The 17337-nt window shown below is 65.0% G+C and carries 13 protein-coding genes; 4 read left to right on the plus strand and 9 right to left on the minus strand.

Going from position 1 to position 17337, the window contains the following annotated elements; all coding sequences use genetic code 11:
- Positions 1 to 104 precede the first annotated feature (104 nt).
- On the plus strand, positions 105 to 3614 hold the full coding sequence (dnaE, locus tag C8J30_RS08000) for a DNA polymerase III subunit alpha (RefSeq protein WP_110805321.1): 3510 nt from the start codon (positions 105 to 107) through the stop codon (positions 3612 to 3614).
- Positions 3615 to 3620: 6 nt separating this feature from the next.
- Here the strand turns inward: dnaE and C8J30_RS08005 are convergent, their stop codons facing one another.
- The gene (locus C8J30_RS08005; protein WP_110805322.1) at positions 3621 to 3827 is read right to left on the minus strand and encodes a SlyX family protein; all 207 of its coding nucleotides are present in this window, start codon (positions 3825 to 3827) and stop codon (positions 3621 to 3623) included.
- Positions 3828 to 3900: 73 nt separating this feature from the next.
- Between C8J30_RS08005 and hisS the strand changes: the two genes are divergently transcribed.
- From hisS to hisG, 3 genes are read left to right on the plus strand one after another with little or no spacing between them, the layout of a single operon-like run.
- On the plus strand, positions 3901 to 5400 hold the full coding sequence (gene hisS / locus C8J30_RS08010; RefSeq protein WP_110805378.1) for a histidine--tRNA ligase: 1500 nt from the start codon (positions 3901 to 3903) through the stop codon (positions 5398 to 5400).
- Complete coding sequence (locus tag C8J30_RS08015; RefSeq protein WP_110805323.1) at positions 5400 to 6470, plus strand: ATP phosphoribosyltransferase regulatory subunit; 1071 nt, start codon at positions 5400 to 5402, stop codon at positions 6468 to 6470. Before hisS ends, C8J30_RS08015 begins: the two co-directional genes overlap by 1 nt.
- The gene (gene hisG / locus C8J30_RS08020) at positions 6467 to 7174 is read left to right on the plus strand and encodes an ATP phosphoribosyltransferase (protein ID WP_110805324.1); all 708 of its coding nucleotides are present in this window, start codon (positions 6467 to 6469) and stop codon (positions 7172 to 7174) included. The genes C8J30_RS08015 and hisG overlap by 4 nt, the downstream gene beginning before the upstream one ends.
- A gap of 9 nt (positions 7175 to 7183) precedes the next feature.
- Here hisG and C8J30_RS08025 read toward each other — a convergent pair whose 3' ends face one another.
- From C8J30_RS08025 to C8J30_RS08060, 8 genes are all read right to left on the minus strand, one after another.
- Entirely contained in the window at positions 7184 to 8122 is a 939-nt protein-coding gene (locus C8J30_RS08025) for a 2-hydroxyacid dehydrogenase (RefSeq protein ID WP_110805325.1), read from the minus strand.
- A gap of 3 nt (positions 8123 to 8125) precedes the next feature.
- Positions 8126 to 9265, minus strand: coding sequence for a rod shape-determining protein RodA (rodA, locus tag C8J30_RS08030; RefSeq protein ID WP_110805326.1), 1140 nt, complete (start codon positions 9263 to 9265; stop codon positions 8126 to 8128).
- 10 nt (positions 9266 to 9275) lie between these two features.
- On the minus strand, positions 9276 to 11213 hold the full coding sequence (gene mrdA / locus C8J30_RS08035; protein ID WP_110805327.1) for a penicillin-binding protein 2: 1938 nt from the start codon (positions 11211 to 11213) through the stop codon (positions 9276 to 9278).
- A 15-nt stretch (positions 11214 to 11228) separates the two neighbouring features.
- Positions 11229 to 11768 carry a rod shape-determining protein MreD gene (locus C8J30_RS08040; protein WP_110805328.1) on the minus strand — a complete coding sequence of 180 codons (540 nt, stop codon included), beginning with the start codon at positions 11766 to 11768 and terminating at the stop codon, positions 11229 to 11231.
- Complete coding sequence (mreC, locus tag C8J30_RS08045) at positions 11761 to 12660, minus strand: rod shape-determining protein MreC (RefSeq protein WP_110805329.1); 900 nt, start codon at positions 12658 to 12660, stop codon at positions 11761 to 11763. The genes C8J30_RS08040 and mreC overlap by 8 nt, the downstream gene beginning before the upstream one ends.
- A gap of 36 nt (positions 12661 to 12696) precedes the next feature.
- The gene (locus tag C8J30_RS08050) at positions 12697 to 13734 is read right to left on the minus strand and encodes a rod shape-determining protein (protein ID WP_110805330.1); all 1038 of its coding nucleotides are present in this window, start codon (positions 13732 to 13734) and stop codon (positions 12697 to 12699) included.
- A gap of 310 nt (positions 13735 to 14044) precedes the next feature.
- Positions 14045 to 15604, minus strand: coding sequence for a 2-isopropylmalate synthase (locus C8J30_RS08055; RefSeq protein ID WP_110805331.1), 1560 nt, complete (start codon positions 15602 to 15604; stop codon positions 14045 to 14047).
- Between the two features lie 284 nt (positions 15605 to 15888).
- Positions 15889 to 17334 carry a sensor histidine kinase gene (locus C8J30_RS08060; RefSeq protein ID WP_110805332.1) on the minus strand — a complete coding sequence of 482 codons (1446 nt, stop codon included), beginning with the start codon at positions 17332 to 17334 and terminating at the stop codon, positions 15889 to 15891.
- Between the last annotated feature and the right edge of the window lie 3 nt (positions 17335 to 17337).

Genomic DNA, 17337 nt, shown 5'->3' on the forward strand with positions numbered 1-17337 from the left:
CAAGAATTTCCACGGAAGGTTGCACGAAAATGCACCGGATGGTCAATATTTGGGCGCTCGCGCGCGCCCTTGCCCAGCCCCTTTGCCGCCCTTAGTCTGCCGCAATGCGTGATCCCCGATTCATCCATCTGCGTGTGCACACCGAATATTCGCTGCTCGAGGGCGCGGTTCCGGTGAAGAAGCTGATCAAGCTTTGCGACGCGATGAATATGCCCGCCGTTGCCGTGACCGACACCAATGCGATGTTCGCGGCGCTTGAATTTTCCGTTCTGGCACAAGGGGCTGGGCTGCAACCGATCGTCGGTTGCCAGGTCTCGGTCGCCTATGAGATCGCTGCCCCGGGCGAGAAACCGCGGCTGCCTGCGCCGCTTGTTCTGCTGGCGCAGAACGAGGCGGGCTACATGAACCTGATGAAGCTCTCGTCCTGTCTTTATGTCGACAAGGGCGGGCAGCTGCCGCAGGTGACGCTCGAGGATCTGGAACGCCATGCGGAGGGGCTGATCTGCCTGAGCGGCGGGGCCGAGGGCCCGGTGGGCAAGCTGTTGCAGCATTCTCAGGCGGGCAAGGCGCGGCTCTTGATGGAGCGGCTTGCCGCCTGCTACCCGACCCGGCTTTATGTCGAGCTGCAACGCCATCCGGGCGAGGGCGGGCAGCTGACCGAGGGCGAGCGGATGACCGAGCGTCCGTTCCTCGAAATGGCCTATGACCTTGGCCTGCCGATCGTGGCGACGAACGATGTCTACTTTCCAAAATCGGACATGTACGAGGCGCATGACGCGATGATCTGCATCGCCGAGGGTGCCTATGTCGATCAGATCGAGCCGCGTCGCCGCCTGACGCCGCAGCATTATCTCAAGACCGAAGCCGAGATGGCGGCGCTGTTTGCCGATCTGCCCGAGGCGCTTGAAAACACGGTTGAAATCGCCAAACGCTGTGCCTTTGCCGCATTCAAGCGCAAGCCGATCCTGCCGCGCTTCGCCGATGACGAGGTGGAGGAACTCCGCCGTCAGGCCTGGGAAGGGCTGAGCGCAAGGCTCGCCGTGATCCCCCATGCGGTGCCGGTGGCCGAATACGAAGAAAGATTGAAATTCGAACTTGGCATCATCGAGCAGATGGGCTTCCCGGGCTACTTCCTGATCGTGGCCGACTTCATCAAATGGGGCAAGTCGCAGGGGATTCCGGTCGGCCCGGGGCGGGGCTCCGGGGCCGGTTCGCTCGTCGCCTATGCCTTGACGATCACCGACCTTGACCCGCTGCGCTACAGCTTGCTTTTCGAACGGTTTCTGAACCCCGAGCGGGTCTCGATGCCAGACTTCGACATCGACTTCTGCATGGATCGCCGCGAGGAGGTGATCAAATATGTGCAGGGCAAATATGGTCGCGACAAGGTGGGGCAGATCATCACCTTCGGGGCGCTCTTGTCGAAGGCCGCCGTGCGCGACGTGGGTCGTGTGTTGCAGATGTCTTACGGACATGTCGACAAATTGTCGAAAATGATCCCGGTCGAGGGGGTGAAACCCGTTTCGATCGAAAAGGCCTTGGCGGATGAGCCGCGTTTGCGCGAAGCGGCGAAATCCGAAGAGGTGGTGGCGCGGCTCTTGAACTATGCGCAGGCGATCGAGGGGTTGTTGCGTAACGCCTCGACCCATGCCGCGGGGGTTGTGATCGGCGACCGGCCGCTTGATGCGCTGGTGCCGCTGTATCAGGATCCGCGGTCCGACATGCCCGCGACGCAGTTCAACATGAAATGGGTCGAACAGGCGGGGCTGGTGAAGTTCGACTTTCTGGGGCTGAAGACGCTGACGGTGATTCAGAACGCGGTCAACCTGATCCTGAAATCCGGCCGTCCGCTGCATGTAAACCCTTTGGGCGAAACGCTTTATACGCCCGCCGCCGGGGCCGAGAACGAGATCAACCTGATCCCGATCGACGACGCGAAGACCTATGAGCTTTACGCGGCGGCGAAGACGGTCGCGGTGTTCCAGGTCGAATCCACCGGCATGATGGACGCGCTGCGGCGGATGAAACCGACCTGCATCGAGGATATCGTGGCGCTTGTGGCGCTCTATCGTCCCGGCCCGATGGAGAACATCCCGACCTATTGCGAGGTGAAACACGGGCTGCGGCCGCTCGAATCGCTGCATGTGACCATCGATCCGATCCTGAAGGAGACACAGGGCATCATCGTCTATCAGGAACAGGTGATGCAGATCGCGCAGGTCATGGGGGGCTATTCGCTGGGCGGGGCCGACCTTCTGCGTCGCGCGATGGGGAAAAAAATCGCCGAGGAAATGGCGAAAGAGCGTCCGAAATTCATCGAGGGCGCCAAGGCCACGCATGGCATCGACGCGAAAAAAGCGGGTGAAGTCTTTGACCTGCTTGAGAAGTTCGCGAACTACGGGTTCAACAAATCGCACGCCGCCGCCTATGCGATCGTCAGCTATCAGACCGCCTGGCTGAAGGCGAACCACCCCGTCGAATTCATGGCCGGGGTGATGAACTGCGATATCCATCTGACCGACAAACTCGCCATCTACACCGCCGAGGCGCGGCGGGGCTTGGGGATCGAGGTCGTTCCGCCTTGCGTGAACCGCTCGCTTGCGACCTTTGATGTCGTGGATCAGAAGCTGATCTACGCCTTGGGCGCGTTGAAAAACGTCGGCGTCGAGGCCATGCGGCTGATCGAAAAATCCCGCGAGGACAAGCCCTTCCGCGATCTGGTCGACTTCGCGCGGCGCTGTGACCTCAAGCGGATCGGCAAGCGGCCGCTTGAGATGCTGGCGCGGGCGGGGGCGTTCGACAAGCTCGATCCGAACCGGAAACGCGTGTTCGAAAGCCTCGAATCGCTGATGGCCTGGTCGGCGGCGGTGAGTGAGGCGAAGTCCTCGGCGCAGGTGTCGCTTTTTGGCGAAGCGGGCGATGATCTGCCGCCGCCGCGGCTTGCCGATACGGACGATTGGTTGCCGGGCGAGCGTCTGGCCGAAGAGCACAAGGCGATCGGCTTTTATCTCTCGGGCCATCCGCTTGACGACTATCTACCTGCTCTGAAAAGGAAAAAGGTGCTGACACTGGCCGATGTCACGGCCAAGGCGCTGGGGCAGGGGCCTTTCATCGGCAAGATTGCCGGACAGGTCGCTGCGCGGTCGGAACGCAAATCGGCCAAGGGCAACCGTTTTGCCTTCGTGTCGCTTTCGGACCCCACCGGGCCCTACGAGGTCACGGTCTTTTCCGACACGCTCGAAGCCTGTCGCGCGCATCTGGAACCCGGTCTGGCGGTCGTGCTGACGGTCAAGGTCGATGTCGAGGGCGAGACGGTGAAGATGCTCTGCCAGACCGCGGCGCCGATCGACACCGTGGCCAGCGATGCCGGGGCCGGATCGGGATTGCTCATTCATCTCGAAACGCCCGAGGCGGTGTCGGCCGTGGCAGCACTTTTCGAACGTATTGCCTCCGAAGGTCGGGTGAAATCACGCGGACAAGTGACCTTTTCCGTCTTCGACCCGGAAAAGCGCCGTCGCTACCAGATTGCCGCCGGACGCGAGTTGCCGGTGAACCCGCAGGTCAAGGGCGCGCTGCGCAGCCTGCGCGGCGTCGTGCAGGTGGAAGAGGTCTGAGCCCGATCACCAATGCGGCGGCTTCTGATCCGCAAGGGGGATAGCTCCGCCTGCGGCAAATTCGCGCTCGGCCTCGCGCTCCACCAGCAGGCCCAAAAGCCGCGACATCCGCTCGATATCGCGGCCCTGCGCCGCCAGAACGTCGCTGAGTTCGTCCACGGTCTTGCGCAGATGCGCCAGTTCTTCCTCGGCGCGCTCGATCCTGTCGCTCATTTGCCCTCTCGTGCTTGCCGCGATGGCCCCCATCCGCTACACCCTCGCCCGAGAAACGATCGGGTGCAAGACCATGTCCAGCGAGAAGAAACCGCGCCGTCCGAAGGCCGAGACGCCCAAGGGGTTCCGCGACTATTTCGGCGCCGAGGTGACCGAGAGGGCCGCGATGCTCGGCAAGATCGCCGAGGTTTATCGCGCGCATGGGTTTGACCCGCTGGAAACCTCGGCCGTCGAAACGGTCGAGGCGCTGGGCAAGTTCCTGCCCGATGTCGACCGCCCGAACGAGGGCGTGTTCGCCTGGCAGGACGAAGGCGGCGATTGGCTGGCGCTGCGCTATGATATGACGGCGCCCTTGGCCCGGGTCGCGGCGCAGTTCCGCAACGACCTGCCCTCGCCCTATCGGCGCTATACGATGGGGCCGGTCTGGCGCAACGAAAAGCCCGGTCCGGGGCGGTTTCGTCAATTCTATCAATGCGATGCTGATACGGTGGGCGCGGCCTCGGTCGCCGCTGACGCCGAGATCTGCGGCATGCTTTCCGACGCGCTCGAGGCGGTGGGCATCGATCGCGGCGATTACATCGTGCGGGTGAACAACCGCAAGGTGCTGAATGGTGTGATGGAAGTGGCGGGCGTGCTCGACCCCTCCGACCCCGATCGCTTTGCCGAGGAACGCGGCATCGTGCTGCGGGCGATCGACAAGTTCGACAAGTTCGGCGAGGCGGGCGTGCGCGCGCTGATGGGCAAGGGGCGGCTCGACGAGTCGGGCGACTTCACCAAGGGCGCTGGGTTGTCGGATGCTCAGGCCGATGTGGTGATGGGCTTCATGGACGCGAAACGCGAGACGGGGGCTGCCACCGCCGCGCGTCTGCGCGAGCTGGTGTCGGGCTCGGCGCTCGGTGCCGCGGGGGTCGATGAACTTGAATTCATTGCGCAAATCCTTGACGGACAAGGCTACGGCCCGGACCGGATCGTGATCGACCCCTCGGTCGTGCGCGGGCTTGGCTATTACACCGGGCCGGTGTTCGAAGCCGAACTGACCTTTGAAATCCTGGATGAAAAGGGCCGCAAGCGGTCCTTTGGCTCGGTCGCCGGGGGCGGCCGTTACGACGATCTGGTGAAACGTTTCACCGGGCAGGAAGTGCCCGCGACCGGCGTTTCGATCGGGGTGGATCGGCTGCTCGCGGCGCTGCGGGCCAAGGGCCGGATCGGCGGCACGGCACAAGGCCCGGTCGTCGTCACCGTGATGGATCGCGACCGGATGGGCGAGTATCTCGCCATGGCCGCGACGCTGCGCCGGGCGGGGATCCGCGCCGAGGTTTATCTGGGCAACCCGAAAAACTTCGGCAACCAGCTCAAATATGCCGACAAGCGCGAAAGCCCGGTGGCGATCATTCAGGGCGCCGACGAGGCTGCCCGCGGTGTCGTGCAGATCAAGGACCTGGTCCTGGGGGCGAAGATCGCCGCCTCCGCCAGTGTTGAAGAATGGAAAGCGCAACCGGCGCAGTTCGAGGTTTCGACGGGTGATATGGTTGCAAAAGTGCAAGAGGTTCTTGCGCGCTACGGGGTGAAGTGATGGCGTCCAAGGCCGAAGCGCGATCCATCGGGCAACGGCTTCTGGCCGCCTTTGAAGCTGCAGGGGCGGTGGAAGTCACTCCAGACATCCTGCAACCGGCCGAAGCGCTTCTGGACCTTTACGGCGAGGATATCCGCGCCCGCGCCTATGTCACCGCCGACCCCTTGCGCGGTGAAATGATGCTGCGCCCCGACTTCACCGTGCCCGTCGTGCAGGCGCATATGGCCGAGGGGGCGGAACCCGCCCGCTACGCCTATATGGGCGAGGTCTTCCGCAAGCAGGATCATCGCGGCGCGGCCCGGGTGGCCGAATATTTTCAGGCCGGTTACGAGGTCTTTGATCGCGAAGACCCCGAGGCGGCCGATGCCGAAGTCTTTGCGCTTTTCGCCAAGCTTCTGAAACCGCTCGCTCTTTCCGCGACCATCGGCGATATCGGTCTGCTGCGCGCCGCGGTCGAAGGGCTGGATACGTTGCCCGCGCGCAAGGCGGCGCTCGCCCGTCACATCTGGCGCCCCAAACGCTTTCATCGGCTGATGGAACGCTATGCGGGGCTTTCGCCGATGCCGGAAAGCCGTGCGGCGCTTCTGGCGGGGGCGCGTTCTGACGCCCCTTGGATCGGTCTGCGCACGCCCGAAGAAATGACCGCCCGCATCGCGGTGCTGCAAGCCGATGCCGCGACCGCGCCGATCGCGGCCGAGGATGTGGCCCGGCTCGATGCACTTTTTGCGCTGCGTTGCACGGCCGACCGGGCGCCTGCGCAGTTGAGCGACCTTGGCATCGCGGCGCTGGCCCCGGCGATTGCGCGGCTCGAACGGCGGCTCGCGGCGCTGGACGCCCGCGGCATCGACCTGACGGCGCTCGCCTTCGAGGCCAGCCACGGCCGCGCCACGATGGAATATTACGACGGCTTCGTCTTCAGCTTCGAGACCGCCGATCCGGGCTTTCCGCCGATCGCCTCGGGCGGGCGCTACGACGCGCTGACCCGGGTTCTGGGCGGCGGGCGCGAAATTCCGGCGGTGGGCGGCGTGATCCGTCCGGGTCTTGTCGCCGATCTGGGGGGGCTGGCATGAGCGCGATCAAACTCGGTGTGCCCTCGAAGGGGCGGCTGATGGAGCAGTGCTTCGACTGGTTCGCGGCGCGCGGCCTGACGCTCAAACGCACCGGCTCGGACCGCGAATATGCGGGCGCGGTCGAAGGCGCGGAAGCCGTTGAACTGGTTCTGCTTTCGGCGGGCGAAATCCCGCGCGAGCTGGCTGCGGGGCGGATCCATCTGGGGGTCACCGGCTCGGATCTGGTCCGCGAGAAGCTGGCCGATTGGCAGACGCAGGTGGCCGATCTGGCGCCGATGGGCTTTGGCCATGCCGATCTGATCATCGCCGTGCCTGCCTGCTGGAGCGATGTCGACACGCTCGAGGACCTCGATGCGGCGGCGCATGCCTTCCGCGCCGCGCATGGGCACCGGATGCGGATCGCAACGAAATACCATCGTCTGCTGCGCGAGTTTCTGGCACGCGAGGGTGTGGCCGACTGGCAGTCGGTTGACAGTCAGGGTGCGACCGAGGGCACGGTGAAGAACCTGACCGCCGAGGCTGTGGCCGACATCACCTCGTCGGGGGAAACGCTGCGGGCGAACCACCTGAAGATCCTGTCGGACGGCATGATCCACCAGTCGCAGGCGACGCTGTTTGCCGCGCGTTCTGCGGATTGGGCGGGCCTTGAAGCACCTTTCGCGGTGCTTTGCGAACAGCTTGGGGTCGCGAAGCCTCTCCTCTGAGCCGCGGCCTCAATACCCGCGGCTGCGATCCACCAGATGCAGCGGCACCTCGCCCGCCTCGAACCGGCGGATGTTTTCGGCGATCACCCGCGCGGCCGAGGCGGGGCGGGTTTCCGCAGCGATATGCGGGGTGACGGTGACCTTCGGATGCGCCCAATAGGGGTGCTCGGGCGGCAGCGGTTCGACGCGGAAGACATCGAGCGTCGCATGGCCGATCTGCCCCGCATCGAGCGCGGCCAGAAGCGCGTCGTCGTCGATCAGATTGCCGCGCCCGGGGTTCAGGATCACCGCGCCTTTCGGCAAAAGCGCCAGCGTTTCGGTGTTCAGCAGATCGGTCGTTTCGGGCGTGTTCGGCAGCACGGTGACAAGGATTTCGGCCCGCGAGAGCGCCGCGCGCAACCCCTCGGCGCCCGACAGGCAGGTGACACCGGGCAGCGTCTTTTGTGTCCGGCTCCAGCCGGTGACCTGAAAGCCAAGCCCGGCCAGCGTTTGCGCACAGGCGCCCCCCAGCGCGCCAAGTCCCAGAACCACCACCGAGCGATCGCGCGCAAGGGGCGGCACGTTGCCCTCCTGCCGCCAGACACCATCCTGATGCGACAGGAAAAAATCGATGTTGAGATGGGCGCGCAGGGCATGGCCCGTGACCCATTCGACCATGCCGCGCTCGAGCCCCTCGTCGACCATCCGACAGAGAGGCTGCGTCAGTGTCGGGTTGCCCACCACGCGCTCGACCCCGGCCCAGAGGTTCAGCACCGCCTTGGCTCGCGTGTAGGCGGTGAAATCCTGCACCGGGCCGCGCGGGCTGTAGACGATGTAATCGACCGTCGCCGGATCGGCAGGCGGCAGCACCAGCTTTGCGTCGATCCCGGCCTCGGCCAGCGCGGTGGTCAGCGCGGGCTCGTAGGCGGGCCAGTTCTCGATCCGGTCGGCGAAAAGGACGGTCAGCATCGGTTACCTCGGTCGGTGGACATGGGCGCTCTGGACAAGGCCGAAGGCGGCGAGAAGGATCATCATCGCCGTGCCGCCATAGCTTACCATCGGCAGCGGCACGCCGACGACCGGCATCAGCCCCATCACCATGCCCATGTTGATGGCGAAGAAAAAGAAGAACGTGCCCGCGACGCCCAGCGAGACGAGCGAGGCATAGCGGTCCTTGGTCGACAGCGCCGTATAGGTCGCGAAGGCGATGATGCCCGCGTAAAGTGTCAGCAGGCCAAAGGCGCCGATGAAGCCGAATTCCTCGGCCAGCGTGGTGAAGATGAAGTCGGTGTGTTTCTCGGGCAGGAAGTTCAGGTGGCTCTGCGTGCCCTGCATGAAGCCGCGCCCCGACCAGCCGCCCGAGCCAAGCGCGATCTGCGCCTGCATGATGTTGTAGCCCGCGCCCAGCGGATCGGCCGCGGGGTCGAGGAAGGTGTCGATGCGCTTGAACTGATAGTCGTGCAAGAGTTGCCAGGAGGTGCCGCGGCTTTCGAGCACCGTCGCCACCAGCCCCACGATGAGCGCGATGACGGTGCCGAAATACCAAAGGCTGACGCCCGCCGCGAACATCACGAAGCCACCGCCGAGCGTCAGCATCACCGCCGTGCCAAGATCGGGCTGCGTCAGCACCAGAAAGGTCGGCATCAGGATCAGCGTCACCGGGACCAGAACCCAGATCGGGCTCGAGACCTTTTCGGTGGGCAGCCAGTCGTAATAGGCGGCGAGCAGCATCACCAGCCCGATCTTCATGATTTCAGAGGGTTGCAACCGCACCGGCCCGAGATCGAGCCAGCGCTGCGCGCCCATGCCGATATCGCCGAAGAACTCGACGGCAAGCAGCAGCAGCAGCGCCACCGTGTAGATCACCCCCGAGACGTTGCGCCAGAACCAGATCGGCGTCATGCCGACCGCGATCATCGCGACGATGCCGACGCCGAAGCGTTTCATCTGCGGCTCGGCCCAGGTCTCCAGATTGCCCCCCGCCACCGAGTAGAGCATCAGGAACCCGGCGCCCGCCACCGCGGTCAGCAGAAAGATCAGCGGCCAGTTCAGGAACAGGATCTTCGTCGGCCCGGTCGGGATGGTCTTGAGGTTGTTCTCGAGATAGCTCATCGCCCCCCCCTTATGCCCGGCCGCGGGTCGGCGCCGCGAATTGGGCCGGATCGATCAGATCCAGCGCCTCGAAGCGGGTCTTTATCGTCTCGCGCTGCGCCGATGGATAGGCCGAGAGCGGCGGCAGCCCGCCCGCCAGCGCAAAGAGCAGAATGTCGCGCGCGATCGGCGCCGCGGCGGCCGAACCGCCGCCGCCATGTTCGACGATCAGCGCGACCGCATATTTCGGCGCATCGAAGGGGGCAAAGCAGATGAAAAGCGCATGGTCGCGCTGAATCCACGGCACCGCCTTGTTGTTGACGACGGCCGAGCGCACCTGCGAGGTGCCGGTCTTGCCCGCCATCAGCCATTCCTCGGCCACGACTTTCGAGCCGCCCGCCGTGCCATGCGAGCCGTTCACCACCGCCCACATGCCGCGCCGCGCCACGGCCAGATGCCGCGGATCGATGTCGAGGGCAGAGGCCTCGGGTGCAGGCACCTCGACCCCGTCGCGCGCACGCACCAGCCGCGGCGCGATGGCCCGGCCCGAGGCCACGCGCGAGGCCATCACCGCCAGTTGCAGCGGCGAGGCCAGCACATAGCCCTGACCGATCGAGGCGTTGATCGTGTCGCCGATCAGCCAGTCCTTGCCATAGCGCTTCAGCTTCCAGTCCTTGGTCGGCGCATTGCCCTCGGCCACAGCCGACATCGGCAGGTCATGCTTGACGCCGATGCCGAGCCGCTTCGCCATCGCCGCGATCGCCTCGATGCCGACGCGCTGCGACACCTCGTAATAATAGCTGTCGCAGCTCTGTTCGAGACTGAAGACCGAGTTGACCCGACCGTGGCCGGAGTGCTTCCAGCAGTTGAAGCGGCGCCCGCCGACGGTGACATAACCCGGGCAATAGACCGTCTCTTCGGGGCCGATGACGCCCGCCTCGAGCGCGGCAAGCAGCGTCACCAGTTTGAAGGTCGACCCGGGCGGATAGACCCCCTGCACCGTCTTGTCGGCCAGCGGCCGGTGGTCGTTTTCCATCAGCGCGGTGTAATCCGCGCCCGAGATGCCGCGCACGAACAGGTTCGGATCGAAGGACGGCGCCGAGGCAATGGCCATGATGTCGCCATTCGTCACGTCCATCACCACGGTCGCGGCGCTTTCGCCCGCCAGTCGCTGCATGGCGAAATTCTGCAGCCGCGCATCCAGCGTCAGCTGCAGCGCCACGCCCGGATCGCCCTCGCGTCGGCTGAGTTCGCGCATCTCGCGCCCGGCCGAGTTCACCTCGACCCGGCGTTGCCCGGCCTTGCCGCGCAGCTCGTCTTCCAGCTTCGCCTCGATCCCCGATTTGCCAAGCTGAAAGCGCGGAATGCGCAGCAGCGGATCGGGGTTTTCGAGTTTCGAGAGGTCGTAATCCGACACCGGCCCGACATAGCCCAGCACATGCGCGAAATCGGCGCCGTGCGGATAGTGTCGCGACAGGCCGACCTCGGGCGAGATGCCGGGCAGGGCGGGGGTGTTGATCGAGACCGAGCAGAATTGCTCCCAGCTCAGCCGATCGGCGAGGGTGATCGGCGCATTGGCCGGACGGCGGTCGATTTCTTCCAGCAGGGCCGCCGCTTCCTCATCCGTCATCGGGATCAGGCGGCGCAGCGCGGCCAGTTCGCCCGGCACGTCCTCGGCATCTTCGCGCGTCATTGTCACGCGGTAATTCTGTTCATTGCCCGCCAGAAGCAGGCCGTTGCGGTCATAGATCAGCCCGCGCGCGGGCGGGATCAGCCGGATCTTGATCGAGTTGCCATCGGCCAGCATGCGGAATTCGTCCGCGCGCTCCAGTTGCATGTGCCGCATCCGCAGCCCCAGCGCCGCGACGACCGCGACCTGTGCGCCGCCCAGCATCAGCGTGCGGCGGGTGATCGAGGTGCGGCTGGCCTGAGCATTGGCCTGATTGCGCTGTCTGAGCCCCTTCAGCATCTCAAAGCCTCCCGCTCACAACGGCCGCCCGAGGTCGTCGACCTCGCCCGGCGCGGCCCGGCGCAGCCCGAAGGCGAGCGCCGACAGGGCCACGACGAAAGGATAGGCGACAAAGGTTGCCAGCATCCGCAAAAGTTCGCGCCCAAGCGGCGGCTGCTCGACCATGACCAGACCCAGAATGAAGCGATTGGCGATCAGCATGCCGATCATCACCGTGCCGATCAGCACGGCTTCGAGAACGAAGGGCAGATCGCGCGAGCTTTCCTCGCGCGCACGCAGGAATTCGGTGCCGCCAAGCACGATCAGCGTCCAGAGCCCGATCGGGCGCCAATACATGAAGTCTTCCAGCAGGAAGGCGGCGACGATCAGCGGCGCGGGCAGATAATCGGGGCGGCGCATCACCCAGGCCAGCGTCAGCGCCAGCGTCAGATCGGGGCCCGGGAACCCGTCCGAGACCGGGTTGATCGGCAGCATCCGCAGGAACAGGACGACCAGAACGAGGCCGATGTAAAGCGCCGCATGGATCAGGCGGCGCGAGGTGACCGGGTCAACCATCGTCCCCCTCCGGCGCCGGGGGCGGCAGGGGCTCGACCGCGGGCGGCGGCACCAGCGGGCCGACATCGGTGATCTGCTCGGCCGGATGCGAGCGCAGCACGCGCAGGAAATCAAGGCGTTGGTAGTCGGCGGCCAGAAGCACGCGCAGGCGGCGATCCTGCCCCTGCACGACCTGGCCGACCAGAAGTCCGGCCGGGAACACCCCGCCATCGCCCGAGGTCACGACCCGGTCGCCCGGCCGAACGAGGTCCGGGTTTTCCAGAAAATCGAGTGGCGGCAGGGTGGAGTTGTCCCCCGCCAGCAGCGCGCGCTGCCCCGCAGGCTGGATCGTCACCGGCACGCGCGAGGCGGTATCGGTCAACAGCACCACCCGGCTCGTCGTCTTGCCGACGCCCGAAATGCGCCCGACAAGCCCGAGCCCGTCCATCGTCGCCCAGCCATCGACGATGCCATCGCGCGAGCCGACATTGAGCAGCACCGATTGCCGGAAGGGCGAGCCGCTGTCCGCCAGCACGACGCCCGACACCGAGGTCAGCTTCGGATCCAGCCGCACCTGGTTTTGCGACAGCAGCTTGGCGTTTTGCTGTTCCAGCTGCACCGCCGCTTCCTTCCACGCCTTCATCTGCTGAAGTTCGCGGCGAAGCTCCTGATTTTGTGCATAGATCCGGGCGTAGCTCTGGAAGCCCTCGACCATGCCGAGCGCCTTCGACACCGGCACCATCGCCCAGTCGAAGGTCGGCACGAAGCGGTCGACAAAGGCCGAGCGCATCCGTTCGACCCGAGGGCCGTCGATACGCCAGAACAGAAAGGAAAGGGCGAGCAGGATCGCCAGCACCGCAATCAGGATGCGGCGCAGCGGTCCGGCATAGTCCTCGTCGCGGTCTCTCGCCACGCAAGCCTCCGGTCACGACTGAAACTGGGCGGGGCCTCAGCTGTCGTAGTCGATCACATGCCGCAGTTGCTTTTCGTATTCCAGCGCCTTGCCGGTGCCCAGAGCCACGCAGTTGAGCGGCTGGTCGGCGATGGAAATCGACAGCCCGGTCTGTTCGCGGAGCGACAGGTCGAGCTCGCCCAGAAGCGCGCCGCCGCCGGTCAGCATCACGCCGCGGTCGACGATATCGGCCGCCAGATCCGGCGGGGTGGTCTCGAGCGCCTGCATCACCGCATCGCAGATCTGCTGCACCGGCTCGGCCAGCGCTTCGGCGACCTGCGCCTGATTGATTTCCATTTCCTTCGGCACGCCGTTCAGAAGGTCACGCCCCCGCACCAGCAGGCTGGTGCCGCGCCCGTCGTCGGGCATGCGGGCGGTGCCGATGGTGGTCTTGATCCGCTCGGCGGTGGATTCGCCGATCAGCAGGTTCAGGTTGCGGCGCAGATAGGAGATGATCGCCTCGTCCATGCGGTCACCGCCGACGCGGACCGAGCCCGCGTAAACGATGTCGCCGAGCGACAGCACGGCAACTTCGGTGGTGCCGCCGCCGATGTCGACGACCATGTTGCCCGTGGGATCGGTGATCGGCATCCCCGCGCCAATGGCGGCCGCGATCGGCTCTGCCACCAGACCCGCGCGGCGCGCGCCCGCCGACAGCACCGACTGCCGGATCGCGCGCTTTTCCACCGGCGTCGCGCCATGCGGCACGCAGACGAGGATCTTCGGCTTCGAGAAGGTCGAGTGCTTGTGGACCTTGCGGATGAAGGTCTTGATCATTTCCTCGGCGCTGTCGAAATCGGCGATGACACCGTCGCGCATCGGCCGGATCGCCTCGATCGAGCCGGGGGTGCGGCCGAGCATCAGCTTGGCATCTTCGCCCACCGCCAGAACCTGCTTCTTGCCGTCCTTGACGTGATAGGCCACCACCGAGGGCTCGTTCAGAACGATGCCCTTGCCCTTGACATAGACAAGCGTGTTCGCCGTCCCGAGGTCGATTGCCATGTCGGAAGAGAAGATTCCGCCCAACCCGCCCATATACACGTTCCCATGATGAAGCTGCCGCGACTCGGCTTCGAGCCCGGTTTCAGCCCATATAGGCAAAGGCCCCGTGCGGGGGAAGACGATTCCCGAGCCGGTCGGGACCCCTGTGCGAGATTCCGCAGAGCGCTAACAATAATCCAATTTTTCAGCGGTTTGAGGTCAGGATTTAGCCCCTGGAATAGCACAAATCGAACATTTCACGAATCCGTCAGAAAAACTCATGGTGCCGCTTCTTCTTGGCGCAAATACGCTCTTCGCGACATCGAAAGAGGCGCCCCCATGCAGATGGGAGCGCCCCGAAAGCTCAGAGCTTGTAGCTCACCGACTTCACATCGGCATCCGGCGCGGTCTTCTGGCTGCGCACGCGCAGACGGTTCAGCGCGCCGACATAGGCCTTGACCGAGGCGAGGATGGTGTCGGTATCGGCGGCCGAGCCGGTGACGATGCGGCCGTCCTCGGCAAGGCGCACCGAAACGGTCGCCTGCGCGTCGGTGCCCTCGGTCACGGCATGGACCTGATAGATCTTCAGCTCGGCCTTGGTCGGATAGATCGCCTGCACCGCCTTGAAGCAGGCGTCGACCGGACCATCGCCCGCGCATTTCGCCGTCTTTTCAACGCCATCGACGAGCATCTTCAACTCGGCTTCCTGCCCGTCGCTGCCGCAGATCACCCGCAGCCATTTCACCTGCAGGAAGTCGTGATCGGTGTTTGCCGTGCTGTCGGTCAGAAGCGCGATCAGGTCGTCGTCATAGACTTCCTTCTTGCGGTCGGCCAAGGCCTTGAAGCGCACGAACACGTCGTTGAGCTGGTTGTCGGCCAGTTCGAACCCCAGATCGCGCATCTTCGTGCGCAGCGCGGCACGGCCCGAGTGCTTGCCCATCGCGATGTTGGTTTCGGTCAGGCCGATATCGGCCGGGCGCATGATCTCGAAGGTCTCGACGTTCTTCAGCACGCCATCCTGATGGATGCCCGATTCATGCAGGAAGGCGTTCTTGCCGACGACGGCCTTGTTGAACTGCACCGGAAAACCCGAGACCTGCGCGACGCGGCGGCTCAGATGCATGATCTTCGTGGTGTCGATCGCGGTGGTGAAGGGCATCAGATCCTTGCGGACCTTGATCGCCATCACGACTTCCTCAAGCGCGGTGTTGCCCGCGCGCTCGCCCAGACCGTTGATCGTGCATTCGATCTGCCGTGCACCGGCCGAGACCGCGGCCAGCGCGTTCGCCGTCGCCATGCCAAGGTCGTTGTGGCAGTGCGTGGCGAAGATCACCTCGTCGGCGCCCGGCACCTTTTCCAGAAGCATCGCGATGATGTCCGAGGATTCCGAGGGCAGGGTGTAGCCCACGGTGTCGGGGATGTTGATCGTGGTCGCGCCCGCCTTGATCGCGCATTCGACGACGCGGCAGAGGTAATCGCGCTCGGTGCGGATCGCGTCCATCGCCGACCATTGCACGTCTTCGCACAGGTTGCGCGCATGGGCGACGGTGTCCTGAATGCGCTCGAGCATCTCCTCGGTGCCGAGGTTGGTGATGCCGCGGTGCAGGGGCGAGGTGCCGATGAAGGTGTGGATGCGCGGCCGGGCGGCGTGTTTCACCGCCTCCCAGCAGCGGTCGATGTCCTTGTAATTGGCGCGCGAAAGCCCGGCGATCACCGAGTTCTTCGAGGCTTTGGCAATCGCCGAAACGGCTTCGAAATCGCCTTCCGAGGCGATCGGGAAGCCGGCTTCGATGATGTCGACGCCCATTTCGTCGAGCAGCATGGCGATTTCCAGCTTCTCGTCATGGGTCATGGTGGCGCCGGGCGATTGCTCGCCGTCACGCAGGGTGGTGTCGAAAATCAGAACGCGGGATTTGTCGGTCATGGTCTGGGCCTGAACTGTGGGATGTCGGTTTCTTAGCGTTGCGGGCTCCCGAATGCCAGCGTCTCGCCTGGTCCTTCGGGGGGTGGGCGCTGATACCTCCGAGCGGTCGCGCCCTTGGGCACGCTCAGAGGCTGCTAAGAAGAAGGAGACCGCGCACGGAGAGAAGGGGGGCGAAAGCCCCGCGCATGCCGAACGAACTGATGGTGTTCCGTGCCATGCGGCGGACTATGGCGGGGCCGCGGGGAAATGAAAAGCCCGAAAATGCGCGGCGGGGGGCCGCAGGCTCAGGCCTGCGAGGTGCGCAGGCCCGGTACCGTCCGGGACGCGCCCGATTGCGGCCGGTTCTGTGTCTGCGACGGCGGCATTTCCGAGGGCTGCGCATCTTGCGCGGTGTCGTTCCAGATTTCTTCGGTCGGGGCGATCGGCAGCAGCAGATGCATCGCCGTGCCCTCGGGCGAGCTGTCGATGGTCAGAAGCCCGCCGGATTGACGCGCGAAGCCATCGACCATGCTCAGGCCAAGTCCCGAGCCTTGCCCCACCGCCTTGGTGGTGAAGAAGGGTTCGGTGACGCGCCGGATGATCTCGGGCGGGATGCCGGTGCCGGTATCGGCCACCGTCACCTCGGCATAATCGCCCGCGTTCAGCACTGTGCCATCGGGCTGCGCATCGTCGGTGAACAGATGCACGGGGCGCGCCGAAACCGTCAGCGTGCCGCCATTCGGCATTGCGTCGCGGGCGTTGACGACCAGATTGACCAGAGCCGTGATGAACTGGTTTTCGTCGAGCGCGACCCAGAGCGGGGTGTTCGGCGCCTCGAAATCCTGGGTGATCGAGGCGGGCAGAAGCCGCCGTGTCAGCAGTTGCAGTTGCTCGAGCAGGGTGCTGACATCGCGGCGGGCAATCTGCATCGGCGTGCGCCGGGCATAGGCCAGAAGCTGCTTCACCAGCTCCGCCGCGCGCAGCGCTGCCGTCTTCGCTTCGGTCACCGCGTTGAGCCGTTCGGCATCAGTGTCCATCGCATCGTAAAGATCGAGATTGCCGATCACCGCGGTCAGGATGTTGTTGAAATCATGGGCAACCCCGCCCGCAAGCTGACCGATCGCCTCCATCTTCTGCGCCTGAACCGAGCGCAGGGCGGCGCGTTCCGCCTCGATCCGGACGCGGCGATGGGCGAGCATGGTGAGCGTGAAATAGACATGCAGCCCGACGGCGGCGAGCATCGTGCCGATGATCGCGCCCGGGTGATTGACTTGCTGGATGGTGCGGAAAACGACCCAGGCTATGGCGCAGCCGATCACGAAGATTTCGCCCAGCATGATCGTCAGCACGCGGTCCGATCGGTAGATCAGGAAGACCAGCATCGCCCCGATTCCCGCCGCGCCACCGACCCGCAAGGCCGGATCGGCCGAGGTGATCAGTTCCGCTGGCAGCCATATGAAGGCGGCGACCAGGTACCAGAACATCGCCCCGGCAATCATCACCTCGCGCCGAGAGCAGGTCTCGCCGCGGGTGCGCAGGAACAGGAAATGCACCGCATGGCCCAGCACCTGGGCAGCCATCCACCACAGCGTCAGGGTGGTGTCGATGTAGTAATGCAACACCACGCCCACGGTGAAGATGATGCCGAAGCGGAACAGGGCGTCGAGATGACGCCCGTATTCGAGATCGAACAGCCGGTCGATTTCCTTGCGACAGTCGATGCCATCAATGTCGGACTGCTGACTTGCCAACGC

This window comes from Rhodobacter viridis (assembly GCF_003217355.1).
Classification (GTDB): Bacteria; Pseudomonadota; Alphaproteobacteria; order Rhodobacterales; family Rhodobacteraceae; genus Rhodobacter; species Rhodobacter viridis.

What these genes read in the sequence shown, in the direction of transcription:
- dnaE (WP_110805321.1), top strand. Translation starts at nt 105, where the DNA reads ATGCGTGATCCCCGATTCATCCATCTGCGTGTGCACACCGAATATTCG.
- C8J30_RS08005 (WP_110805322.1), bottom strand. Translation starts at nt 3,827, where the DNA reads ATGAGCGACAGGATCGAGCGCGCCGAGGAAGAACTGGCGCATCTGCGC.
- hisS (WP_110805378.1), top strand. Translation starts at nt 3,901, where the DNA reads ATGTCCAGCGAGAAGAAACCGCGCCGTCCGAAGGCCGAGACGCCCAAG.
- C8J30_RS08015 (WP_110805323.1), top strand. Translation starts at nt 5,400, where the DNA reads ATGGCGTCCAAGGCCGAAGCGCGATCCATCGGGCAACGGCTTCTGGCC.
- hisG (WP_110805324.1), top strand. Translation starts at nt 6,467, where the DNA reads ATGAGCGCGATCAAACTCGGTGTGCCCTCGAAGGGGCGGCTGATGGAG.
- C8J30_RS08025 (WP_110805325.1), bottom strand. Translation starts at nt 8,122, where the DNA reads ATGCTGACCGTCCTTTTCGCCGACCGGATCGAGAACTGGCCCGCCTAC.
- rodA (WP_110805326.1), bottom strand. Translation starts at nt 9,265, where the DNA reads ATGAGCTATCTCGAGAACAACCTCAAGACCATCCCGACCGGGCCGACG.
- mrdA (WP_110805327.1), bottom strand. Translation starts at nt 11,213, where the DNA reads ATGCTGAAGGGGCTCAGACAGCGCAATCAGGCCAATGCTCAGGCCAGC.
- C8J30_RS08040 (WP_110805328.1), bottom strand. Translation starts at nt 11,768, where the DNA reads ATGGTTGACCCGGTCACCTCGCGCCGCCTGATCCATGCGGCGCTTTAC.
- C8J30_RS08050 (WP_110805330.1), bottom strand. Translation starts at nt 13,734, where the DNA reads ATGGGCGGGTTGGGCGGAATCTTCTCTTCCGACATGGCAATCGACCTC.
- C8J30_RS08055 (WP_110805331.1), bottom strand. Translation starts at nt 15,604, where the DNA reads ATGACCGACAAATCCCGCGTTCTGATTTTCGACACCACCCTGCGTGAC.